The sequence below is a fragment of the Nocardia amamiensis NBRC 102102 genome (assembly GCF_001612745.1).
GTDB lineage: Bacteria > Actinomycetota > Actinomycetes > Mycobacteriales > Mycobacteriaceae > Nocardia > Nocardia amamiensis.
Map to the genome: position 1 here is coordinate 1 of NZ_BDBA01000036.1, position 21,124 is coordinate 21,124.

The window sequence follows — 21,124 nt, forward strand, 5'->3', positions numbered from 1 at the left end:
GCGCCCGCCGATCGTCCGCGCGGGCGCCACGACCGGCGTCGTGGCGGCGGATGGGAGAGTTTCGGTCATGTCCGTCCTTGTTGTAATTGACTGATAACAACTGGCTCGAACCGTATGCATTGACTGATAACATGTCAAGGCAGCGACATGACGAAGGCTTCGCACCCGAAGCGGCGGATGCCCGGCCGCGAAAACCGACAGAAGTGGAGCACGATGGCGGGATCGACCAGGACCAGGATGACCGCGACAGAACGGGGCGAGCAGGTGTTGCGCGCCGCCGTCTCGGCCTTCGCCGAATCCGGTTACACCGCCACCAGAACCGATGAGATCGCCCGGCGCGCAGGCGTTTCGCAGCCATACGTGATCCGGCTCTTCGGCACCAAGCAGCACCTCTTCCGCGCCGCGATGCACCGCGTATGCGACCGGATCGAGCAGATCTTCCGCACGTCACGCGAGGCCGCGCCGCCCGGCGCGAGCCCCGACGAGGCCCTGATCGCGCTCGCCAACGGCTACTCGGTGTTCCTGACGGAACGAGAACTGCTGCAAGTGCTGCTGCACGGGTTCGCGGCCAGCGCCGACCCCGAGATCGGCGACGACGTCAGGGCGCGGTTCGGCAGGATCTACCAGTTGATCCGAGAACTGACCGGGGCACCGGCAACCGAGGCCCGGCGGTTCCTCTCCACCGGCATGCTGCTGACCGTGATGAGCGCGATGCGGGTCGCCGGACCCGAGGCGGTACCCGCGGACTGGGCGACGGAGATCATGGAAGACCTGGGCAAATACGGCGATTGAACCAGACCGGCTGCGTCCTGCCGCTTACGCAACCACATTGGCTCCAACCCCATTTTCGTGTCAGCGAGACCGAGCATTACCCGTTCGCGCTGCAAATTAGACACCGTAGCGGACGCGGGAGTTCGCGTAGAGGCAGATCGCGGCGGCGGTGGCCAGATTCAGGCTCTCGGCGCGGCCGCGAATGGGGATGCGGATGCGGTGGTCGGCGCGGCGCGCCACGGCCGGGGCGAGGCCGTGCGCCTCGTTCCCGAACAGCCACGCGACAGGACGGGCGAAGAGCTCATCGGCGTCGTCGAGATCTACCTCGCCGTTGGCCGCGGTCGCCAGGATCGTGATGCCCGCCGCCGCGAGCGACTCCAGGGTTTCGGCGACGTCCCGGTGCCGCGCGATCGGCACGTGGAAGATGCTGCCAGCGCTGGCCCGCACGCACTTGCCGTTGTGCGGGTCGACGGTGTCGCCCGCCAGCACCACGCCGTCGGCGCCGACGGAATCGGCAACTCGGATCAGCGTGCCCGCGTTACCGGGCTCGGCCATCTCGACGGGAACGGCCAGTATCCGCGGGCTCGCGTCGAGGATTCGCGCCAAAGGCACGTCGAGCAGATCGCAGACCGCCACCAACCCGGGTGCCGTAACGGTCTCGCCGAGATGCTGTGCCGCGCGGTCGCTCACCAGCGTGGTGCGAACCCCCGTGGCTGCCGCTTCGGCGATCAGCGCATGGTCGCGTTCGGCGGCCGCCTGCGAGTAGAACAGCTCGTGCACCCGTGCCGTCTCCAGGGCGGCCGCGACCGCATTGGCGCCCTCGGCGAGGAATCGGCCCGTCTTGCGACGCTGCGCGCTGCGCTGGAGCTTGACCGCAGAAACGACCCGCGGATTACGCCAGTCGATGAACTCAGCTTCCACAGCGACCTGCCGAGGCTTGACTCAACAGAACGACCCGCGGATTGCGCCAGTCGATGAACTCAGCTTCCGCGGCGACCTGCCGACTCGACAGAACGACCCGCGGATTGCGCTCGTCGAGCGCTTCCACGGGTCGTTCCGACAGTTGTCCGTGTCCGTGTGTCAATCAGAGTCCGGATCAGGCGGCCGGGGCGTTGACATCCTGCGGCAGGGCGGCCTTGGCGACCGCGACGAGTCCGGCGAACGCCTCGGCGTCCGACACCGCGAGCTCGGCGAGGATCTTGCGGTCCACCTCGACACCCGCGGCCTTCAGGCCCTGGATGAAGCGGTTGTAGGTGATGTCGTTGATCCGCGCTGCGGCGTTGATCCGGGCGATCCACAGCTTGCGGAAGTCGCCCTTGCGCGCCCGGCGGTCCCGGTACGCGTAGGCGAGCGAGTGCAGCTGCTGCTCCTTGGCCTTGCGGTACAGCCGCGAGCGCTGGCCGCGGTAGCCCTTGGAGGCCTCGAGAATGGAACGGCGCTTCTTCTGCGCGTTGACGGCCCTTTTGACGCGTGCCACTGGTCAGTCCTGTTCGATGTGGGGGCGCGGGGGCGGCGCCCGGAAATGGGTCGGGAATGGCGCCGGACATGGTCCGGTCGCGGTGTGCCGGCTGGTGTGCGCGGCGGCGCAATCAGATACCGAGCAGCTTCTTCACGCGACGGACGTCGGCGGCGGCGACGACCTCCACGCCGTCCAGACGACGAGTCCGGCGGGTGGGCTTGTGCTCGAACAGGTGGCGACGGTTCGCCTGCTGGCGAAGCAGCTTGCCTTTACCGGACACCTTGAATCGCTTCGAGGCGCCGCTGTGGCTCTTCATCTTCGGCATGGATTCCTCTATCTGTCGTCCGGCGGCCCCGTAGGACCGCCGGTGTTCTGATCGGTGTTACTGCGGGCCGGCCGTCTCGGCCTGCTCCGCAGCGGGCTGACCGGCCGGTGCGGCGCTGGGCGCCGGGCGCTGGGCGGACTCCTGCTGCGCCTTCACCCGCGTCTTCGCACCCTTGTGGGGGGCGAGGACCATGGTCATGTTGCGACCGTCCTGCTTGGCCGAGGTTTCCACGAAACCGAGGTCGGCGACGTCGGACGCCAGCCGCTGCAGCAGCCGGAAGCCGAGCTCCGGCCGGGACTGCTCACGACCGCGGAACATGATCGTCACCTTGACCTTGGACCCGGCCTCGAGGAAGCGCACGACGTTGCGCTTCTTGGTCTCGTAGTCGTGATCATCGATCTTCGGACGGAGCTTCTGCTCCTTGATCACCGTCTGCTGCTGGTTCTTCCGAGACTCGCGCGCCTTCTGCGCCGTCTCGTACTTGAACTTGCCGTAGTCCATGATCTTGCAGACCGGTGGACGAGCATCGGGTGCCACCTCGACGAGATCGAGGTCGGCTTCGAGGGCGACGCGTAATGCATCCTCAACACGCACGATCCCAACCTGCTCGCCACCAGGTCCGATGAGCCGGACTTCGGGAACACGGATGCGATCGTTGATGCGGGTCTCAGTGCTGATGGGGCCTCCTAGGTCAAGCGGTGTCGTCAGACGACCGCACGCAATAACTGCAACCCCTGTTCAACACAAAGGCCCCGGTGCGGTATTCCGCGACACGGGGCCCGAGGTCGACCGATCGCCGATCGCGAGCGAACTCGGATCGACCCTCGTGTTGCGGCTCTCCTGCGAGAACCGCGGCACGAGAAACCCGCCCTCGCGGGGCGGGTGACCGGACCGTTGACCGTACGATCACTCGTCGGCAACGGTGGGAGTCGGGCTCCACTTATCAGCCCCGGGCAAGCCCCGGGGCGGTCGTCAGCGGCCAGTCTAACATTCCGTTCGGCTATCGCCGAATCGGGACAAATTCGCTTGCCCGGGCTCACCTGATGGTGGGGCGAGGCCATCGACCACCACCTCCGGATGCTGCGGGCGGCGTCGCTAGCCTGAAGGGCATGACTGACGAGCTCGACTCCTCCGTACGCGAACTGGCCGACATCCCCGCGGTCGAGGTGATCAGCCGCGCCGCCGTGATGCTGATGAGCTCGGCGGCGGAGAAGCTCGGGCTGGCGGATGCGGATCCGGACGCCAGTCCGCGCCGCGACCTGGACGAGGCGCGGCGCGTGATCACCGCGCTGGCGGGGCTGGTGACGGCATCGGTGGAGTACCTGGGGCCGCATGCCGGGCCGATCCGCGAGGGTCTGCAATCGCTGCAGCGCGCCTTCCGCGAATCGTCCGCCCATCCCGACGAGCCGGGCAAAGGCCCGGGCGAGAAGTACACCGGGCCGGTTTACTGACGCGAAGCCGAGCCGGCTCCCGTCACCGGTCATCGGCAGGAAAAGTTGCCCCACCCCTGGTGCGAGGCGGAAATTCTGGACGAAACGCACTCTCCCGCACCGAAGTTTAGGAAAATTCCCAGCGGGTAAGGCACAGTGAGGCCATGGCTACTCGGATTCTTCTCGCTCCCGGATTCTGGCTCGGTGCATGGGCGTGGGACGAGGTCGCCCCTGATTTGCGCGACCGCGGCAACGAGGTAACGGCACTCACGCTGCCCGGCTTGGACGCCGCGGACCCCGACCGGTTGTCGGCGACCCTGGAAACCCAGGCGCAGGCCATCATCGACGCGGCGCGCCCGGGTGAAACCGTCGTGCTGGTCGCGCATTCCGGCGGCGCGGCGCCCGCCTATCTGGCCATCGACCGCTCGCCCGAGCTGTTCCGCCGTGCGATCTACGTCGACAGCGCGCCGCTGCCGAGCGGCTTCGTCATCAACTCCGCGCTGGACATCGCGGCACGCGAATGGACGCTGCCGGAATGGTCCGACCTGGAGGCCGAGGGCAACAGCCTGGCCGGACTGGACGAGACGGCCTTGGCACGCTTCCGCGAACGCGCCGTGTCCGAGCCGGTGTCCATCGCCGCGGCGCCGCTGCGCTTGAGCGATTCGCCCGCGCGCTTGGCCGTCCCCACCACCGTGATCTGCAGCAGCATGACCGCCGAGCTGGTCACAAAGCTGCGGGACAACGGCGAAACGGCGATCTTCGCCGAGCTGGGCCGCATCGACGCCGAATACGTCGACCTGCCGACCGGTCACTGGCCGATGTGGTCCAAGCCGAAAGAACTCGCGGAGCTCATCGACGCGATCGCCAACCGCTGACATCGCCGCATCAACGACGGCCGGCACCTTCAGCCAACGCATCAACGACGAAAGCGGCGCGACCCGAACGAATCCGGACCCCGCCGCGCCGACGACGGGTCAGCCGACCGCCGCCGCTTTCTTCGTCACCCGCTTGGTCGCCTTGGCAGCGGTGGATTCGGCTCCCCGCGCTGACTTCTTCGCCGGAGCCTTCTTCCCGGGAGCCTTCTTCGCGGCCTGCGGCGCGGGCGGCTGGTTCAGCACCGCACGGAGGAACTGGCCGGTGTAGCTGCCCGCGACCGCCGCGACGTCCTCCGGCGCGCCCTGGGCCACCACGGTGCCGCCGCCGGATCCGCCTTCCGGACCCATATCGATCACCCAGTCGGAGGTCTTGATGACGTCCAGGTTGTGCTCGATCACGATCACCGTGTTGCCCTTGTCCACCAGCCCGTTGATCACGGCGAGCAGCTTGCGGATGTCCTCGAAGTGCAGCCCGGTGGTCGGCTCGTCGAGGATGTACACCGTGCGTCCGGTGGACCGCTTCTGCAGTTCGGCGGCCAGTTTCACGCGCTGCGCCTCGCCACCGGACAGCGTCGGCGCGCTCTGGCCGAGACGCACGTAGCCGAGCCCGACGTCCACCAGCGTCTTGAGATAGCGGTAGATCGAGGTGACCGGTTCGAAGAACGCCGCGGCCTCCTCGATGGACATGTCCAGCACCTCGGCGATGGTCTTGCCCTTGTAGTGCACCTCGAGGGTTTCCCGGTTGTAGCGGGCGCCATGGCAGACCTCACATGGGACGTACACGTCCGGCAGGAAGTTCATCTCGATCTTCAGCGTGCCGTCGCCGGAGCAGGCCTCGCAGCGGCCGCCCTTGACGTTGAACGAGAATCGGCCCGGCTGGTAACCGCGGACCTTCGCCTCGGTGGTGGCCGCGAACAGCGTGCGGATCTTGTCGAAGACGCCCGTGTAGGTGGCCGGGTTGGACCGCGGCGTGCGGCCGATCGGCGACTGGTCCACCTGCACGAGTTTGTCCAGGTGGTCGAGCCCGTTGACCCGGGTGTGCCGGCCAGGCACCTGCCGCGCGCCGTTGAGCCGGTTCGCCAGCACCGTGGCCAGGATGTCGTTCACCAGCGTGGACTTGCCCGATCCGGATACGCCGGTCACCGCGGTGAGCACGCCGAGCGGGAAGCTGACGTCGATGCCCGTGAGATTGTGCTCGCTCGCCCCGACCACGGTGAGCTGCCGCTTCTTGCTGACCGGCCGGCGGACCAGCGGAACCTCGATGCGCTCCCGGCCGGAAAGGTAGGCGCCGGTGAGCGAATTCGGGTCGGTGAGCAGTTCCTCGTAGGGCCCGCTGTGCACCACCGTGCCGCCGTGCTCGCCGGCGTACGGGCCGATGTCGACCACCCAGTCGGAGGCGCGGATGGTGTCCTCGTCGTGCTCGACGACGATCAGCGTGTTGCCCAGATTGCGCAGGCGGGTAAGGGTTTCGATGAGCCTGCGATTGTCCCGCTGATGCAGGCCGATGGACGGCTCGTCGAGCACGTAGAGCACGCCGACCAGGCCGGAGCCGATCTGGGTGGCGAGCCGGATACGCTGCGCCTCGCCACCGGAGAGGGTGGCGGCCGCGCGGGAGAGCGTCAGGTACTCCAAGCCCACATCGAGCAGGAAGCCCAGTCGCGCCTGCACCTCCTTGAGCACCTGCCCCGCGATGGCGGTCTCGCGCTCCCCCAGGGTGAGCGAGTTCAAGAACCCGGAGCATTCGCCGATGGACAGGTCGCTGACGTCGGCGATGGATTTCTTGTCGCCGTTCGCGTTGATGGTGACCGCGAGGATCTCCGGGCGCAGCCGAGCGCCGTTGCACACCGGGCACGGGATGTCGCGCATGTACCCGTCGTAGTGCTCTTTCATCTGCTCGGACTCGGTGTTCTCCATGCGCCGCTGCAAGAACGGCATCACGCCCTCGAAATCCGCGTAGTACGAGCGTTTGCGGCCGTAGCGGTTGGTGTAGGACACGTGCACCTGGTCGGCGCTGCCCTCGAGCACCGCTTTGCGCGCCTTCGGCGGGAGATCCTGCCACGGGGTGTCCATCGAGAAACCGATGGAATCGGCGAGGCCGGACAGCAGCCGGGTGAAGTACTCGGCGGTCTGCCCGCGCGACCACGGGGCGATCGCGCCGTCGTTCAGGCTCAGCGCCGGGTCGGGCACCACCAGCTCCGGGTCGACCTCCTTGCGGATGCCGAGGCCGGTGCAGTCCGGGCAGGCGCCGTAGGGGGAGTTGAACGAGAACGAGCGCGGCTCCAGGTCCTCGATATCGAGTGGGTGACCGTTCGGGCAGGCCAGGCGCTCGGAGAAGCGGCGCTCCCGGTCGTGCGCGTGCTCGTCGCGGTCGACGAAATCGAGCACGACGATGCCGTCGGCCAGCCGCAGCGCGGTCTCGATGGAGTCGGTGAGGCGCTGCTTGGAGCTCGGCTTGACGGCGAGGCGATCGACGACGACCTCGACGTCGTGCTTCTCCTGCTTCTTCAGCTTCGGCGGATCGGTGAGCGGATACACCACGCCGTCGACCCGCACGCGGGCGTAACCCTGGGTGTTCAGCTGGTCGAACAGGTCGACGAACTCGCCCTTGCGAGTGCGCACCACCGGCGCGAGCACCTGGAAGCGGATGCCCTCCTCCATGGCGAGCACCTGGTCGACGATCTGCTGTGGCGTCTGCTTGGCGATCAGCCCGCTGCACACCGGGCAGTGCGGGGTGCCCGCGCGTGCGTAGAGCAGGCGCAGGTAGTCGTACACCTCGGTGATGGTCCCCACGGTCGAGCGGGGGTTGCGGTTGGTCGACTTCTGGTCGATCGACACCGCGGGCGAGAGACCCTCGATGAAGTCGACGTCGGGCTTGTCCATCTGCCCGAGGAACTGGCGCGCGTAGGCCGACAGCGACTCGACGTAGCGCCGCTGCCCTTCCGCGAAGATCGTGTCGAAGGCCAAACTCGACTTGCCCGAGCCGGACAGACCGGTGAACACGATGAGACTGTCGCGGGGCAGGTCGAGATCGACCCCCTTCAGGTTGTGCTCCCGAGCTCCGCGCACAGTGAGGCGTTCCGCCACAGGCCGTCCCTTCTCCTTCGTGTTCGGCGTCCAGACATCCCCCGGCCGCCATGCTAGGCATCGGCACCGACAAGTTTCGCCGACCGCCCGTCACCTCGATGAATGGCGGGGACCCTGCGGCCGGAGAGCACGGATGGAGCCGGGAAACGGGCCAGGACGCCTCCGTAGCATCGCCCTCCCGGCACCACTGGTCAACAGCAGGACGCGGACGGTCATTCCACCGGGCGGCTGTGCGGTGCCACAGGGCGGGCCGTTCGGACTTCCGAGCAAGCCGTGCGGCCCGCGGCGCGGACGATGCGCGTGGCTCGTGCACCGCCCCGATACCGGCGCGGAAGTATCCGTCGGTCCACTGCATCCCGGCATGCGCATCGTGATACAGCCGCCGCGACTCCGGGGCGAGCGCGTGGATAGCCGACTAGACTGAGCGGGCTCTGCGCACCCCCACCGGACTCCGGAAACATCGATGACGGACGTCACTCCCAGCCTCCCGGCTACGGTGCTCGACACCTTGCGCGCCATCGTGCGGACCGCCGCGCGCCTCGTCGACGCACGCTACGGCGCGCTCGGCGTGCGCGGGCACGACGGGCAGCTGGTCGAATTCATCCATGAGGGCATCGACGACGCGACCCGCGCGCAGATCGGCCGACTACCCGAGGGGCACGGCGTGCTGGGACTGCTGTTCCTGCACCCGGAACCGATCCGGCTGGCGGATCTGTCGAAACATCCCGCGTCGGTGGGATTTCCGCCGCGCCATCCCCCGATGGGCAGCTTCCTCGGCGTCCCGGTGCGCATCGGCGAGGAGATCTTCGGCAACCTGTACCTCACGGAAAAGGCAGGCGGGCAACCGTTCACCGATGACGACGAGTCGATCGTGCTGGCGCTGGCCGCCGCGGCGGGCATCGCGATCGAGAACGCCAGGCTGTACGAATCCGCGCGGACCAGGCAGGCATGGATCACCGCGACCCGCGACATCGCGACCGAGTTCCTCGCGGGCACCACGCCGGACCTGGTCCTCGCACAGGTGGTCGCCCGCGCCCGCGCGCTGACCGGCTCGCAGCAGGCGCTGCTGGCCGTGCCGGCGCCGGGGACGCCGCCCGAGGAGTCCACCGAGCTGCTCGTGGCGCAATGGTTCGGCCCCGGCCGCGGCCCGCGGCGGGTGCGAATCGCCGACACCACCACCGGCAAGGCGCTCACCGAACGCGCGGTGGTGCAGGTGACCGACGCCGGATCCGTCGATCTGGGCGCACCGATCGGGCCGGCGGGGCCCGCGCTGATCCTGCCGCTGCGGACCGCCGACCTCGTACTCGGCGTGCTGATCCTCGCGCGTCCGCCCGCCCGCGATTCGTACACCGACGACCTGGTCGAGCTGACCGCGGCCTTCACCGACCAGGCGGCGCTGGCCATGCAGCTGGCCGACACCCAGCGCCGGATGCGCGAACTCGACGTGCTCGCCGACCGCGACCGCATCGCGCGCGATCTGCACGACCACGTCATCCAGCGACTGTTCGCGGTCGGTCTCGGGCTGCGGACAACCGCCGCCCGTACCGACGATCCGGAAGTGCAGCAACGACTTTCGGCCGAGATGGACGGCTTGCAGGAGGTGGTGCAGGAGATCCGCACGTCGATCTTCGACCTGCACGGCGGCGGGTCGCTGCGGCGGCGACTGGAGGACGCGATCCGTCAGCAGACCGCGGACGCTGCCTTCCGCACCAGCGTGCGGTTCTCCGGACCGTTGTCGGTGGTGGGCGACGCACTCGCCGATCACGCGGAAGCCGTGGTGCGCGAATCGGTCAGCAATGCGGTGCGGCACTCCGGCGGGAACCGGCTGTCGGTGCAGATCGCCGTCGGTGACGAACTGACCGTCCTCGTCGAGGACAACGGCGCGGGCCTGCCCGCGAACGTGACGCGCAGCGGATTGGCCAATCTCGCGCACCGCGCGCATCTCTCGGACGGCCACTGCACCGTGGAACGCACCGCAAACGGCGGCACCAGGGTGCACTGGTCCGCGCCGCTCGCCTAGCGCATCAGACGGGCAGGACGAGCGCGAGGTCGTCGTCGTAACGCCGGTACAGCAGCCCACCGCGGCCGCTGTCCGGGTCGGTGTAGAACAGGAACGGCAATCCTTTGCGGCAGAGCACATTTGCCGCATCGGCCGGATTGAGGCGCGGGGCGGGTTCCGCGTCGACGACGATCGCGACGGAGCCCGCGATCACCTCCGGCGACCAGTCCGGCGGGCACGTCGCGCGCTGCCGGAGGAGGCGCACACCCTCGGCGGCCCAGTGCACCACGGCGTCCTCGCCGGTCTCGATGTCGGTGAACAGGTGGGCGTCGTAGTCCATCGCGTCCAGCACGGCGACCGCCTCGGCGGGCGTGCAGGTCAGCAAGGTGCAGGGTTTCCTGCGGACGATCTCCCGCGGTTCGCCGACCAGGGCTAGCGGGGGGCGAGCCGGGTCGGGCCAGATCCGCGGCTCGTGCGCGGTCAGCCGGGCCAGGTGGCGGTCGAGGCGTTCGACGGCGAATGTGACCGCGAAGCCGCGTGGACCGGTGACCTGGACCCGCGTGGTGAAGTTCCGGCCGCGGACAGTTGCCTGCACCACCGCCGGCTCCTCCGGGCCGGATGGCGCGGTGAGGCGCGCCCTGGCGGCGGCGTCGAGGTGATGCCTGCGCAAGACGCGGCCGATGCCCCGCACTGTCCTGGCCACGTCCAGGTCCGGAACGGGCCCGCAAGTGGTCACCGCCACTTCCGGTTCCGCCGTCGCCCACTGTTCCGACGTGAATCGCCGCCCCGAGGAAACCATCTGTCACGCCCCACTTTCCAGATCGGTCCGGTCAACCCCTATGCCACCACCACAAAGGGGCCGCGAACAGGGCCTAAAGTCACCATATCGACGAATTCGATTGGCGCAGTCGCGGTTCGGGCCCCTATTGGACACACAACACCATGCACCATCGTACGGACCATGATCAGCGCGATCCACCCCCGCGACGTCACGATCGATGCCGGAACGACCAGCGGATGCCTGCGCGCGGCATACCCCGCCGGAGTCCACCCAGCCGCTACGACTTTCCCCGAGGCGCTCCCGACCCGTACCCGGTGATCGCGCCGCGGCCATGTCATATGACCTCGACGCTGGGCTGCGGAACTGGGTCGCGCTGTCCGGGTCGACGCCCCGGACGTATCACCCCGCACCAGCTCACAGCGCCGAGCAAGCGATCATCGCACCGCACCGGGGCGGTTCTGTAACGCACGCCGGATCGAACCCGAAATAGTGCCGGTACTGTGATTCAGAGCGATAGCGTGGTTGGTGTGATCTTGTCCACGTCGATACCACAATAAACCCGTGTTCCAATGGCCATAATGGGGTCGATGATCGGGGGTTCGAGTGGGTGATGACAAGCTAGCCGCCGCGGTCGACGCCGCAGAACAGCTGGCCGCGCGCTACCGCTCCCTGGTCGAGCACACCCCCGACGGGATCTGTGTGCACGAGGGCGGGATGGTCGTCTACGTCAATCCCGCTACCATCCGTCTGCTCGCCGCCGAGAGCGCCGAGCAGGTGGTCGGCCGGCCGCTGACCGACTTCGTCCATCCGGCCTCGGTCCCCGCGCTGCTCGACCGCATCGGCGCACTCACCGTCGCGGGCGCTGCCTCCGCTCCCACCGAGATCAGGCTGATGCGGCTGGACGGCGGAACCGTCCCCGTCGAGACGGTGTCGGTGCTGACCGCTTGGCACGACCGCCTCGCCTATCAGGTGGTCATCCACGACCTGACCGCCCAGCGTCACGCCGAGGCCGCGCAGCGCAAGGCCGAGCACTACTTCACCACCGTGGTCTCCCAGCTGGAGGAGGGTGTCGTGGTGATCGATCCGGAGGGGCGGATCGAATCGATGAATCCCGCGGCCAAACGCATCTTCGGCACCGAGGGACCCGACCGGCAGGTGATCGGCCGCACCATCCAGTCGCTGCCGCTGGTGCTGCTGGACGCCAACGCCCAGCCGCTACCGCCGAGCCGCCATCCCATCGCACGCACCCTCGCCACGGGCGAGACCATCACCGGCTACATCTTCGGGGTCGACCGCGTCGACGGCCAGCGCCGCTGGCTGTCGGGCAGCAGCCGGCTGCTCAATCCCGGCGACGCGCGTTCGTCGGCGGTCTCCTCCTTCGCCGACATCACCGAATTCCGCGCCAGCAGGCGGCAACTGGAGTACCAGGCCACGCACGACTCGCTGACCGGCCTGGCGAACCGCTCGTTGATCCTGTCCCAGCTGGCCGCCGCGCTGGCCAGCACCGAGGAGCTGCTGCCGGTGTCCACCGTGCTGTTCATCGACCTGGACGGGTTCAAGGTGATCAACGACACGCTCGGGCACGCCATCGGCGACACCGTGCTGCAGATCGTCGCGCAGCGGCTGCAACGCGCGCTGCGCGCTGACGACATCGTCGGCAGGCTGGGCGGAGACGAGTTCCTCGTGCTGTTGTCCGGGGTCACCCGGCGGGTCGACATCGACGCGCTGGTGGCCCGGCTCCGTTCCACCATGGCCGAGCCGATCATCGCCCGCGGGCACCGCATCCAGGTGAACGCCTCGATCGGGGTCACCGAGCTCGGCGCGGGCGACCGCCGCACCCCCGAGGCCGTGCTGCACGACGCGGACCTGGCGATGTACCGCGCGAAGCCGCCGGGACACCGGGACGGCGCCGCCGGCTCGATCCGCAGACCGAACAGCACCCACGCCTCCTGACGGGTTGTCCATGATCATCGAACACGCCCTGCTGCCCGTTCGCCCGGAGTCGGCCGCCGACTTCGAGGCCGCCTTCGCCGCGGCGCGGCCGATCATCGCGAGCATGCCCGGATTCCGATCGCTGTCGCTGTCGCGCGGCATCGAGTCGCCGGGCAGCTACCTGTTGCGGGTGGAGTGGGACCACCTCGATGATCACGTCGTCGGATTCCGCGGCTCCCCGGAGTACCTGCGCTGGAAGGATCTCTTGCATCACTTCTACGACCCGTTCCCGGTGGTCGAGCACTTCGCGCCGGTGCGGCCCGCCGTGGCCGACGACCACGGGGCTGGATCGCTGTCATGGGCGCCACCTGGGACTACGGCGAGCCCTCCGGAACCCCAGTAGACTCGACAACCCTGCTTTCCGAGCGTTCACCTGCCCGTCCGGGTAGCGTGTTCGCGGCTCTTCGCGGTGACAAGGAGTTCCGTTTTGCCCGACCTCACTCAGGACCGTGCCGCCGACGCAGGCACCCCCGAGCGGACCCGCGAGACCGAACAGGAACAGGCCTACCTGTCGGTGCTGTACGACCGGCTGGACGAGATGCGCGCCTACGCGCGCAACCGCCTGCGCACCGTGTTGCTGGAGACCGGCGGCACGCCGCAGGCCCGCAGCGAACGGGAGTCCTTCACCCAGCTCTACAGCGAGGACCTGGCGAAATACGACGCCGCCGAACACGGGCTGTGCTTCGGCCGCATCGACCTCGACGGTGACCAGGAGGAGTACCGCTACATCGGCAGGCTCGGCATCCTGGACGAGAAGGACGACTACGAGAGCCTGCTGCTGGACTGGCGCGCCCCGCTGGCCCGGCCGTTCTATCTGGCCACCACCGCCGCACCGGACGGCGTGACCCGCCGCAGGCACATCCGCTCGCGCAACCGCACGGTGACCGCGATCAACGACGAATACCTCGATCTGGAGACCGCGCGCCGGGCCGGCGTCGCCGCGGGCGACGGCGGTGTCGGCAGCGAGAGCGCGTTGCTGGCCGCGCTCAACGCCGCCCGCACCGGCCACATGAACGACATCGTCGAGACGATCCAGCACGAACAGGACGCGATCATCCGCTCCGAGCACAAGAGCGTGCTCGTCGTGCAGGGCGGGCCCGGCACCGGCAAGACCGCCGTCGCGCTGCACCGCGCCGCCTACCTGCTCTACACCTACCGCCAGCAGCTGGCCAAGAGCGGCGTGCTGATCATCGGGCCGAACGCCACCTTCCTGGACTACATCGGCCAAGTGCTCCCCTCGCTCGGCGAGACGGGCGTCCTGCTGTCCACCATCGGCGACCTCTACCCGGGCGTGCGGGCAACCCGCGAGGACTCGCTGCGCGCGGGCGAGATCAAGGGTTCGCTGGCGATACTCGACGTGCTCAAGCAGGCGGTCCGCGACCGTCAGGAAGTGCCGGCCGAACCGATCCGGCTGAGCTTCGACGGGTATCCGGTCGTGCTGGACCGCAAGATCGTCACCAAGGCACGCGGCCGCGCTCGGTCCTCGCGCCGCCCGCACAATCTGGCCCGGCCGATCTTCGCCGCCTCGGTGATCGACGCGCTGACCGACCAGCTCGCGCGCACCATGGGCGCCGATCTCTCCGGTGGTCCCAGCCTGCTCAGTTCGGCCGATCTCACCGAGATCCGGGACGAGATGCGCGCCGACCCGCAGATCCAGGCCACCATCAGCGAGCTGTGGCCGATTCTGTCACCGCAGGACGTCCTGGCCGACCTGCTCGCCGACCCGAAGCGACTGGACCGGGCCGCGAGCTCGCTGGACCCGGCCGACCGCGCCGAACTGCTGCGTCCCGACAACGGCGAGTTCAGCGCCGCCGACGCGCCGCTGCTGGACGAGCTGGCCGAATTGCTCGGCGTGGACGACACCGAGGAGCGCGAGCGTGCCCGTCGCCGCTGGCGTGCCCAGCTCGCCGAGGCGCAGGACGCGCTGGACATCCTGACCGGCTCCGCACCGCAGGATCTCGAAGACGAGCTCGACCCCGAGATCCTCATGGCCTACGACCTGATCGACGCCGGCCAGCTGGCCGAACGCCAGGACGTGCGCACCAGGCAGACCACCGCGGAACGCGCCGCGGGCGACCGCACCTGGACCTACGGGCACGTCATCGTGGACGAGGCGCAGGAATTGTCGGAGATGGCCTGGCGCATGGTGATGCGGCGCATCCCGAACCGGTGGGTCACCGTGGTCGGCGACGTCGCGCAGACCGGCGACCCCGCGGGCACGTCCTCCTGGCAGCGGATGCTGGAACCCTACGTCGCCGCCCGGTGGAAGCTGACCGAGCTGACCGTCAACTACCGCACCCCCGCCGAGGTCATGGACGTCGCGGCCGGCGTCCTCGCCGCGATCGATCCCACCGCGTCCGCACCGCGGTCGGTGCGCGAGACCGGCGTCGCGCCCCGCGCCTACCGAGTCGCTTCCCGCGACGTGCACGCGCAGGTCGCTCGGCTCGTCGCCGCCGAGACCGGCCCCGGCACCACAGCGGTGATCGCGCCGCATGCGCTGGTGGCGCGGCTGGCCGACCTTGCGGACGAGTCGGTGCGGGTACTGACCGTGCACGAGGTGAAGGGCCTGGAGTTCGACGCGGTGTACTTGGTCGAGCCGCAGAGCATTCTGGACGAATCGCCGCGCGGGCTCAACGATCTCTACGTCGCGCTCACCCGTGCGACCCAGCGGCTGGGTATGGTGCACAGCGCCGAGTTGCCGGAGGTGCTCGACCGGCTGCGCTGACCGGCTTTCGCGCCCTACGAACGACGAAAGACTCCGCGCCGCATCGTGATTCGCGAGGGATCCCGATCAGGGCTGCCGGATCGGTCATCCCTGTGTGCGCGGGGAGGAGCACGTTCGGGGACGGAGTGACGGACCCAGGCTTACGCCGAGCGGCACGTCAGTTCCGGGTCGATCCGCGCAAATCACCGCACGGTGTGCACGATCAGCACGTCCGAGCGCGACTTGCGCGCCACGTCGGAGGGCACCGAGCCGAGCAGCCTGCCGGTCAGCGTGTTCAGACCGCGGTTGCCGACCACCAACAGGTCAGCGTCGACCTCCTTGACCAGCGACAGCAGCGACTCCACCGGCTCACCGACCACGGCGCGCTCGATGATGTCGGCCGCGCCCGCCGCGATGGCCTTGTCGCGCGCGATGCGCAGGATCTCGCTGGTCGGCGCGGAACCGCGCACCTGGTAGGCATCATCCTTGAGGACATCGGCGGCAGCGGCGAGATCGCGATCGTCGGTCGGGTAGTACGCGCAGGCCACGATCAGCGTCGCGCCGGAGACGCCGGCTAGAGAGCCGGCTTTCTCGACGGCGACATACGACGAGCCCGAGCCATCGGTACCGACGACAATGGTCCGGTAGGCGGTCATTCTCTCCTCCAACTATGCGGTGAGTCGGGTGCCGCGCGCGGGATCTCCCGTCAGGTCGGGGCGTCGGCGCGGCGACTGGGGTCGACCATAGCGGCAAACGGAGCGGAAATTTCCGAAATCGCAAGACATCACACTCGGGGTGTTCGGCGATTCCCGCCACCGATTCGCCGCGGAATGCCGGAAAGGCCCGACCAACCAGGACCAACCCAATTTCGGTGCAGTAAACCTGTGACGTGCCACAACAGAATCGAACGAGATTGCGGCCCTGGGATATTCGTCACAGAACCGGGTGCGTCACATACGGATCGGCCCGCCTCGGCCGTGTGAATCACGCTCCGGGACGGGCCGATCGACCCTGGGCTACCGTGCCGCTACGGCCACTGCCGATAGTTGGCCCAGAATATGCCGAGAATCGCACCGATGATGTCCATGTCTTCCTCTTCCCGCGATAAAAAGGACGTGCAATATTAGCGCGCCGACCGGGCTAGAGGTCGAAAAGCGGCCCGGTGATGGTCAATCCGAGTTCGTCCACGTGCGCGAAGAACGCGAACAGCATCAGGGCGGCGCCCGCCAGGGCGAGATCCTTGTTGAACTGGATCATCTCTTGCTGCTTGGCTTGCGGGTCGGTTTCCTTCCAGAACCCGTGCATCAGGAAGGCGGTCGGCAGCAGCATGACCACCAGCAGCAGTGACCCGAGATCGGCCCACACGCCGAGCAGCACACTCAGGCCGCCGAGCGCCAGCAGCACACCCGAGGCGAGCACGGCGTACGTCGGCATGGGCACGCCCCGGCTCTGCGTGTATCCCGCCATCGCCCCGGTCTGGGTGAAGTGCCCGAATGCGGAGCTCAGGAACAGCACCACGAACAGCACCCGGCCGATCAACACCACGACATCCATGTCCGGCTCCTCGTCGGTCCAGCGACTACGTCCTGATCGGCATGACCTTTGCGGTGACCTCGTCGCGGGATCGTAGCGAATACTTGGCATATTCCAGCGGAGCCATACCCACTTCCGCGGTGAACTCACGCGAGAAGTGTGCCTGGTCGAAATAGCCCAGCTCCGCGGCCAGCGCGGCGAGATCTTCGGTCCGGCCCTTGGCCAGCAGATCGGCACCGTCCTGCAATCGATAACGCCGCAGCACCCATTTCGGACCCGCCCCGACGTATCGGCGGAACATGCGCTGCAGCGTGCGAGCGGGCACACCGAAGCGGTCGGCGATCTGGTCGACCCTGGTCAACTCCTGGTCTGTGGCCATGGCGTCGACGATGCGCAGCACCAGCTGGTAGGTCGGGTCGTCGGCCGCGGGCTTGCCCGTGAGGTACTCCTCGACGACGGCGCGGCGCCGCTCGTCGGTCGGCGCGTCGATCACCCGCTCGGTCAAACCGGCGGCGTCGGGCATCACGTCGGTGATGGCCACGACACGGTCGCGGAACGAGCCGACGTCGAGCCCGGTGAACGCGCCGAAACCGCCCGCCCGGAAGCGGATACCGAATGTCTCCCCCACCTCGCTGAGTTCGCGAATGAATTTGGTGGTGCGCACGCCGTTGACGAATCCACCGGTACGCGTGGCGGATCGCTCGAAGGTGACGTTCACGCTCGGATAGGACAGCACCTCGGCGCGATACGGCGGCCTGCCGCGCAGATCCCAGCGCACCGCCCAGTACCACTCGACGTAGCGGTCCACCCCGTTACTGGGCGGCAAACGACGCAGCGAGCGATGTTCGGCCTGCTCGACCGGATGCAGAATGCCTTTGGTGTCGGTGGGCACCAAAGGATTGCGCGACGGCCGCGGTTCTCCGGATTCGGCGTTACTCGGCACGGTGTCGCTTTCTTACAAGACCCGCCGACCACGATCGACAAAAGTTGTGATCATGACGAACACAGTGAATCCCATCGCCGACGGCTACCACTCGATCACCTGCTTTCTCGCTGTCGGTGACGGCAACAAAGCCATTGATTTCTACACCGCCGTCTTCGGGGCCGAGCTGATCGGCCGCAGCGACCTGCCCGACGGCCAGCCCGCGCACGCGGAGCTGAAGATCGGCGACTCCACCCTGCAACTGGGGATGCCGATCCCGGACAACGGCGTGCTCGCCCCGAACGGTGAGTGGGTGCACACCTCGATCGTGCACTACTGCCCCGATGTCGACGCGGTCGTGCGGCGCGCGGTCGAGCACGGTGCCCGAAGTGCCGAGGAACCGCAGACCTTCGTGACCGGCGATCGTTACGGCGTGATCATCGATCCGTTCGGCCACCGCTGGGCGGTGATGACCAAGGTCGAGGACGTCTCGCGCGAGGAAGCCGAGCGCCGCGTCAACGAATGGATGGCCACCCAGGCCTGACGGCCCCACTGCCTCCGCGGCCGTTCCGTGCCTGGTCCGCGGAGGCACAGCGTCGAACCCAGAACGCGGCTGCGAGTCCACGGCATAAGCGGCCGCGAGCGGGCGCCGCCGCGTGACACACACCGCTTCGACGCAACTCAACTCAATCCGGCGGCGTCCATGCCGCGCAATTCCTTCTTCAGGTCCGCGATCTCGTCGCGCAACCGGCCGGCGAGTTCGAACTGCAACTCCCTGGCCGCGTTCATCATCTGATCGGTGAGCTCTTTGACGAGATCGGCGAGTTCGGCACGCGGCATCGACTTGACGTCGCGGCCTTCGTACACCCCCGCGCTGACCGCCCGGCCGGGCTCGCCTTGGGCGCGCCTGCCGCGGCTGACATTGCGGCCCGAGCCGCCGACCTCCACCTCGGTCTCGTCGGCCTCCCGATACACCTGGTCGAGGATGTCGGCGATCTTCTTGCGCAACGGCTTCGGATCGATGCCCATCTCCTCGTTGTAGGCGACCTGCTTCGCCCGGCGGCGTTCGGTCTCGTCGATGGCGTATCGCATGGAGTCGGTGACCTTGTCGGCGTACATGTGCACTTCGCCGGAGACGTTGCGCGCGGCGCGCCCGATCGTCTGGATCAGCGCCGTTGTGCTGCGCAGGAACCCCTCCTTATCCGCGTCGAGGATCGCCACCAGCGACACCTCGGGCAGGTCGAGACCCTCGCGCAGCAGGTTGATGCCCACCAGCACATCGTATTCGCCAAGGCGCAACTGCCGCAGCAACTCGACGCGGCGCAGGGTGTCGATCTCCGAGTGCAGATAGCGCACCCGGACCCCGAGCCCGAGCAGATAGTCGGTGAGATCCTCGGCCATCTTCTTGGTGAGCGTGGTGACCAGCACCCGTTCGTCGCGCTCGGTGCGTTCCCGGATCTCGTGGATCAGGTCGTCGATCTGGCCCTTGGTCGGTTTGACCACCACCTTCGGATCGACCAAGCCGGTCGGCCGGATGACCTGTTCGACCACCTCGCCGCCGGTCTGCCCGAGCTCGTACGGGCCGGGCGTGGCCGACAGATAGACCGTCTGCCCGATGCGGTCGGCGAACTCCTCCCAGGTGAGCGGCCGGTTGTCCACCGCGGACGGCAGGCGGAACCCGTACTCCACCAGGTTGCGCTTGCGGGACATGTCGCCCTCGTACATGCCGCCGATCTGCGGGACGGTGTTGTGTGACTCGTCGATGACGAGCAGGAAATCCTCCGGGAAGTAGTCCAGCAGCGTGGCGGGAGCCGAACCGGCCGCGCGTCCGTCGATGTGGCGCGAATAGTTCTCGATGCCGGAGCAGAAGCCGACCTGCCGGATCATCTCCAGGTCGTACTGGGTGCGCATGCGCAGGCGCTGCGCCTCGAGCAGTTTGCCCTGGCGCTCCAGTTCCGCGAGCCGCTCCTCGAGCTCGGCCTCGATATCGTGCACCGCGCGCTCCATCCGCTCCGGCCCGGCCACGTAGTGGGTAGCCGGGAAGATGCGCAGCGTGTCGACCTGGCGGACCACGTCGCCGGTGAGCGGGTGCAGGTAGTACAGCGCGTCGATTTCGTCACCGAAGAACTCGATGCGGACCGCGAGTTCCTCGTAGGACGGAATGATCTCCACGGTGTCGCCGCGTACCCGGAACGAGCCGCGGGTGAACGCCATGTCGTTGCGGGTGTACTGCACGTCGACCAGCAGCCGCAGCAGCGCGTCCCGGTCGATCTCGGTGCCCACCTGCAACTGCACCGACCGATCCAGATACGACTGCGGCGTGCCGAGGCCGTAGATGCACGACACCGACGCGACCACCACCACGTCGCGCCGGGACAGCAGGCTGGAGGTCGCCGAATGGCGCAGCCGCTCGACGTCGTCGTTGATCGAGCTGTCCTTCTCGATGTAGGTGTCGGTCTGGGCGATGTACGCCTCGGGTTGGTAGTAGTCGTAGTAGGAGACGAAGTACTCGACGGCGTTGTTCGGCAGCATCTCGCGCAACTCGTTGGCCAGCTGGGCGGCCAGCGTCTTGTTCGGCGCCATCACCAGGGTCGGCCGCTGCAGCCGCTCGATGAGCCAGGCCGTGGTGGCCGATTTGCCGGTGCCGGTGGCCCCGAGCAGTACCACGTCGCGTTCCCCCGCCGTGATCCTGCGCTCCAGCTCAGCGATCGCGGCAGGCTGGTCACCGGCCGGCTGATGTTCGCTGACCACCTCGAACCGGCCGCCGACGCGCTCGATCTCGCCGACCGGGCGGAACTCCGAGCGCGCGAGCGGCTGCTCGGCGGCCCGGTCCTCGTAGCCCTCCGCCGGAATCTCGGTTGCGAATGCCATGTTCACCAGCCTAAGCCCAGCCACCGACAGATTCCGCCGACGGCGAATCGCCCGATCCGATCACGCGGTCGAGCTGCTGCTGCGCGGCCGTCGACGTCCGGGAGACGGTTCGGGTGGACCCGCCGGCCGCGTTTCGAAGCCATCGGTCTGGACCAGATGCGCCGCGATCCCCCGGTCGCCCGGTGTTCTCACAGCTGTTGTCAGCACACTGGGCGCAATCGGTTACATGTCCGAAATGTCCGATACGGCAACATGTTTCGTGTTCGAGAACACTTTATCCGGAGCCCCGCGAACGTCTCGCCCCGGGTGTAGCCTGACGTGGTTGTTCAAATGTTGAAGGATGAACCATGAGCGAGCGAAGCGAGCGAACAAAGGACA

The 21,124-nt window shown here is 68.1% G+C and carries 19 protein-coding genes; 9 read left to right on the forward strand and 10 right to left on the reverse strand.

The genetic code is table 11. From position 1 onward, the window contains the following. The first annotated feature begins 147 nt into the window (after window positions 1-147). The gene (locus NA4_RS09815) at window positions 148-792 is read left to right on the forward strand and encodes a TetR/AcrR family transcriptional regulator (protein WP_245671235.1); all 645 of its coding nucleotides are present in this window, start codon (window positions 148-150) and stop codon (window positions 790-792) included. A gap of 96 nt (window positions 793-888) precedes the next feature. On the opposite strand, the gene NA4_RS09820 is transcribed toward NA4_RS09815, so the two are convergent. The 4 genes from NA4_RS09820 to infC form a co-directional block, all read right to left on the reverse strand. Further along, complete coding sequence (locus NA4_RS09820; RefSeq protein ID WP_067467423.1) at window positions 889-1,692, reverse strand: TrmH family RNA methyltransferase; 804 nt, start codon at window positions 1,690-1,692, stop codon at window positions 889-891. 175 nt (window positions 1,693-1,867) lie between these two features. Then, entirely contained in the window at window positions 1,868-2,248 is a 381-nt protein-coding gene (gene rplT / locus NA4_RS09825) for a 50S ribosomal protein L20 (RefSeq protein ID WP_040777418.1), read from the reverse strand. Between the two features lie 112 nt (window positions 2,249-2,360). Beyond that, the gene (gene rpmI, locus NA4_RS09830) at window positions 2,361-2,555 is read right to left on the reverse strand and encodes a 50S ribosomal protein L35 (protein WP_040777415.1); all 195 of its coding nucleotides are present in this window, start codon (window positions 2,553-2,555) and stop codon (window positions 2,361-2,363) included. A 57-nt stretch (window positions 2,556-2,612) separates the two neighbouring features. Next, window positions 2,613-3,278 (reverse strand): translation initiation factor IF-3, encoded by a 666-nt coding sequence (gene infC / locus NA4_RS09835; RefSeq protein ID WP_083889279.1) that lies wholly within the window; start codon window positions 3,276-3,278, stop codon window positions 2,613-2,615. A gap of 386 nt (window positions 3,279-3,664) precedes the next feature. Between infC and NA4_RS09840 the strand changes: the two genes are divergently transcribed. Further along, a complete protein-coding gene (locus tag NA4_RS09840; RefSeq protein WP_067467427.1) occupies window positions 3,665-4,006 on the forward strand; it encodes a DUF1844 domain-containing protein in 342 nt (113 codons plus the stop codon). 143 nt (window positions 4,007-4,149) lie between these two features. After that, complete coding sequence (locus NA4_RS09845) at window positions 4,150-4,860, forward strand: alpha/beta fold hydrolase (protein WP_067467431.1); 711 nt, start codon at window positions 4,150-4,152, stop codon at window positions 4,858-4,860. Between the two features lie 99 nt (window positions 4,861-4,959). On the opposite strand, the gene uvrA is transcribed toward NA4_RS09845, so the two are convergent. Continuing rightward, window positions 4,960-7,944: an excinuclease ABC subunit UvrA gene (gene uvrA / locus NA4_RS09850; RefSeq protein WP_067467435.1), complete on the reverse strand. Its 2,985-nt coding sequence runs from the start codon at window positions 7,942-7,944 to the stop codon at window positions 4,960-4,962. Between the two features lie 463 nt (window positions 7,945-8,407). Between uvrA and NA4_RS09855 the strand changes: the two genes are divergently transcribed. Next, the gene (locus tag NA4_RS09855; protein ID WP_084496947.1) at window positions 8,408-9,964 is read left to right on the forward strand and encodes a sensor histidine kinase; all 1,557 of its coding nucleotides are present in this window, start codon (window positions 8,408-8,410) and stop codon (window positions 9,962-9,964) included. A gap of 4 nt (window positions 9,965-9,968) precedes the next feature. On the opposite strand, the gene NA4_RS09860 is transcribed toward NA4_RS09855, so the two are convergent. Further along, entirely contained in the window at window positions 9,969-10,685 is a 717-nt protein-coding gene (locus tag NA4_RS09860) for a sigma 54 modulation/S30EA ribosomal C-terminal domain-containing protein (RefSeq protein ID WP_245671236.1), read from the reverse strand. 219 nt (window positions 10,686-10,904) lie between these two features. Between NA4_RS09860 and NA4_RS40245 the strand changes: the two genes are divergently transcribed. The 4 genes from NA4_RS40245 (at window position 10,905) to NA4_RS09875 (ending at window position 15,441) form a co-directional block, all read left to right on the forward strand. Further along, complete coding sequence (locus tag NA4_RS40245) at window positions 10,905-11,042, forward strand: hypothetical protein (protein WP_157128925.1); 138 nt, start codon at window positions 10,905-10,907, stop codon at window positions 11,040-11,042. Window positions 11,043-11,327: 285 nt separating this feature from the next. Beyond that, window positions 11,328-12,677 (forward strand): diguanylate cyclase domain-containing protein, encoded by a 1,350-nt coding sequence (locus NA4_RS09865; protein ID WP_067467443.1) that lies wholly within the window; start codon window positions 11,328-11,330, stop codon window positions 12,675-12,677. A 10-nt stretch (window positions 12,678-12,687) separates the two neighbouring features. After that, window positions 12,688-13,059: an antibiotic biosynthesis monooxygenase family protein gene (locus tag NA4_RS09870; protein WP_084496948.1), complete on the forward strand. Its 372-nt coding sequence runs from the start codon at window positions 12,688-12,690 to the stop codon at window positions 13,057-13,059. An 84-nt stretch (window positions 13,060-13,143) separates the two neighbouring features. After that, window positions 13,144-15,441 carry a HelD family protein gene (locus NA4_RS09875; protein WP_067467446.1) on the forward strand — a complete coding sequence of 766 codons (2,298 nt, stop codon included), beginning with the start codon at window positions 13,144-13,146 and terminating at the stop codon, window positions 15,439-15,441. Between the two features lie 182 nt (window positions 15,442-15,623). Here NA4_RS09875 and NA4_RS09880 read toward each other — a convergent pair whose 3' ends face one another. From NA4_RS09880 to NA4_RS09890, 3 genes are all read right to left on the reverse strand, one after another. Beyond that, on the reverse strand, window positions 15,624-16,076 hold the full coding sequence (locus NA4_RS09880) for a universal stress protein (protein WP_067467449.1): 453 nt from the start codon (window positions 16,074-16,076) through the stop codon (window positions 15,624-15,626). Between the two features lie 484 nt (window positions 16,077-16,560). Then, window positions 16,561-16,974 carry a DoxX family protein gene (locus NA4_RS09885; RefSeq protein ID WP_067467452.1) on the reverse strand — a complete coding sequence of 138 codons (414 nt, stop codon included), beginning with the start codon at window positions 16,972-16,974 and terminating at the stop codon, window positions 16,561-16,563. A gap of 25 nt (window positions 16,975-16,999) precedes the next feature. Then, window positions 17,000-17,845 (reverse strand): helix-turn-helix domain-containing protein, encoded by an 846-nt coding sequence (locus tag NA4_RS09890; protein ID WP_245671237.1) that lies wholly within the window; start codon window positions 17,843-17,845, stop codon window positions 17,000-17,002. Window positions 17,846-17,948: 103 nt separating this feature from the next. On the opposite strand from NA4_RS09890, the gene NA4_RS09895 reads away from it, so the two are divergent. Further along, window positions 17,949-18,419 (forward strand): VOC family protein, encoded by a 471-nt coding sequence (locus NA4_RS09895; RefSeq protein ID WP_067467461.1) that lies wholly within the window; start codon window positions 17,949-17,951, stop codon window positions 18,417-18,419. 137 nt (window positions 18,420-18,556) lie between these two features. Here the strand turns inward: NA4_RS09895 and uvrB are convergent, their stop codons facing one another. Next, window positions 18,557-20,746 carry an excinuclease ABC subunit UvrB gene (uvrB, locus tag NA4_RS09900; protein WP_067467455.1) on the reverse strand — a complete coding sequence of 730 codons (2,190 nt, stop codon included), beginning with the start codon at window positions 20,744-20,746 and terminating at the stop codon, window positions 18,557-18,559. Window positions 20,747-21,124: the final 378 nt, after the last annotated feature.

Coding starts and splice junctions, on each gene's coding strand:
- NA4_RS40245 (WP_157128925.1), top strand. CDS start 10,905: ATGATCAGCGCGATCCACCCCCGCGACGTCACGATCGATGCCGGAACG.
- NA4_RS09895 (WP_067467461.1), top strand. CDS start 17,949: ATGACGAACACAGTGAATCCCATCGCCGACGGCTACCACTCGATCACC.
- uvrB (WP_067467455.1), bottom strand. CDS start 20,746: ATGGCATTCGCAACCGAGATTCCGGCGGAGGGCTACGAGGACCGGGCC.
- rpmI (WP_040777415.1), bottom strand. CDS start 2,555: ATGCCGAAGATGAAGAGCCACAGCGGCGCCTCGAAGCGATTCAAGGTG.
- NA4_RS09845 (WP_067467431.1), top strand. CDS start 4,150: ATGGCTACTCGGATTCTTCTCGCTCCCGGATTCTGGCTCGGTGCATGG.
- NA4_RS09840 (WP_067467427.1), top strand. CDS start 3,665: ATGACTGACGAGCTCGACTCCTCCGTACGCGAACTGGCCGACATCCCC.
- NA4_RS09880 (WP_067467449.1), bottom strand. CDS start 16,076: ATGACCGCCTACCGGACCATTGTCGTCGGTACCGATGGCTCGGGCTCG.
- NA4_RS09885 (WP_067467452.1), bottom strand. CDS start 16,974: ATGGATGTCGTGGTGTTGATCGGCCGGGTGCTGTTCGTGGTGCTGTTC.
- NA4_RS09815 (WP_245671235.1), top strand. CDS start 148: ATGACGAAGGCTTCGCACCCGAAGCGGCGGATGCCCGGCCGCGAAAAC.
- NA4_RS09855 (WP_084496947.1), top strand. CDS start 8,408: ATGACGGACGTCACTCCCAGCCTCCCGGCTACGGTGCTCGACACCTTG.
- NA4_RS09870 (WP_084496948.1), top strand. CDS start 12,688: ATGATCATCGAACACGCCCTGCTGCCCGTTCGCCCGGAGTCGGCCGCC.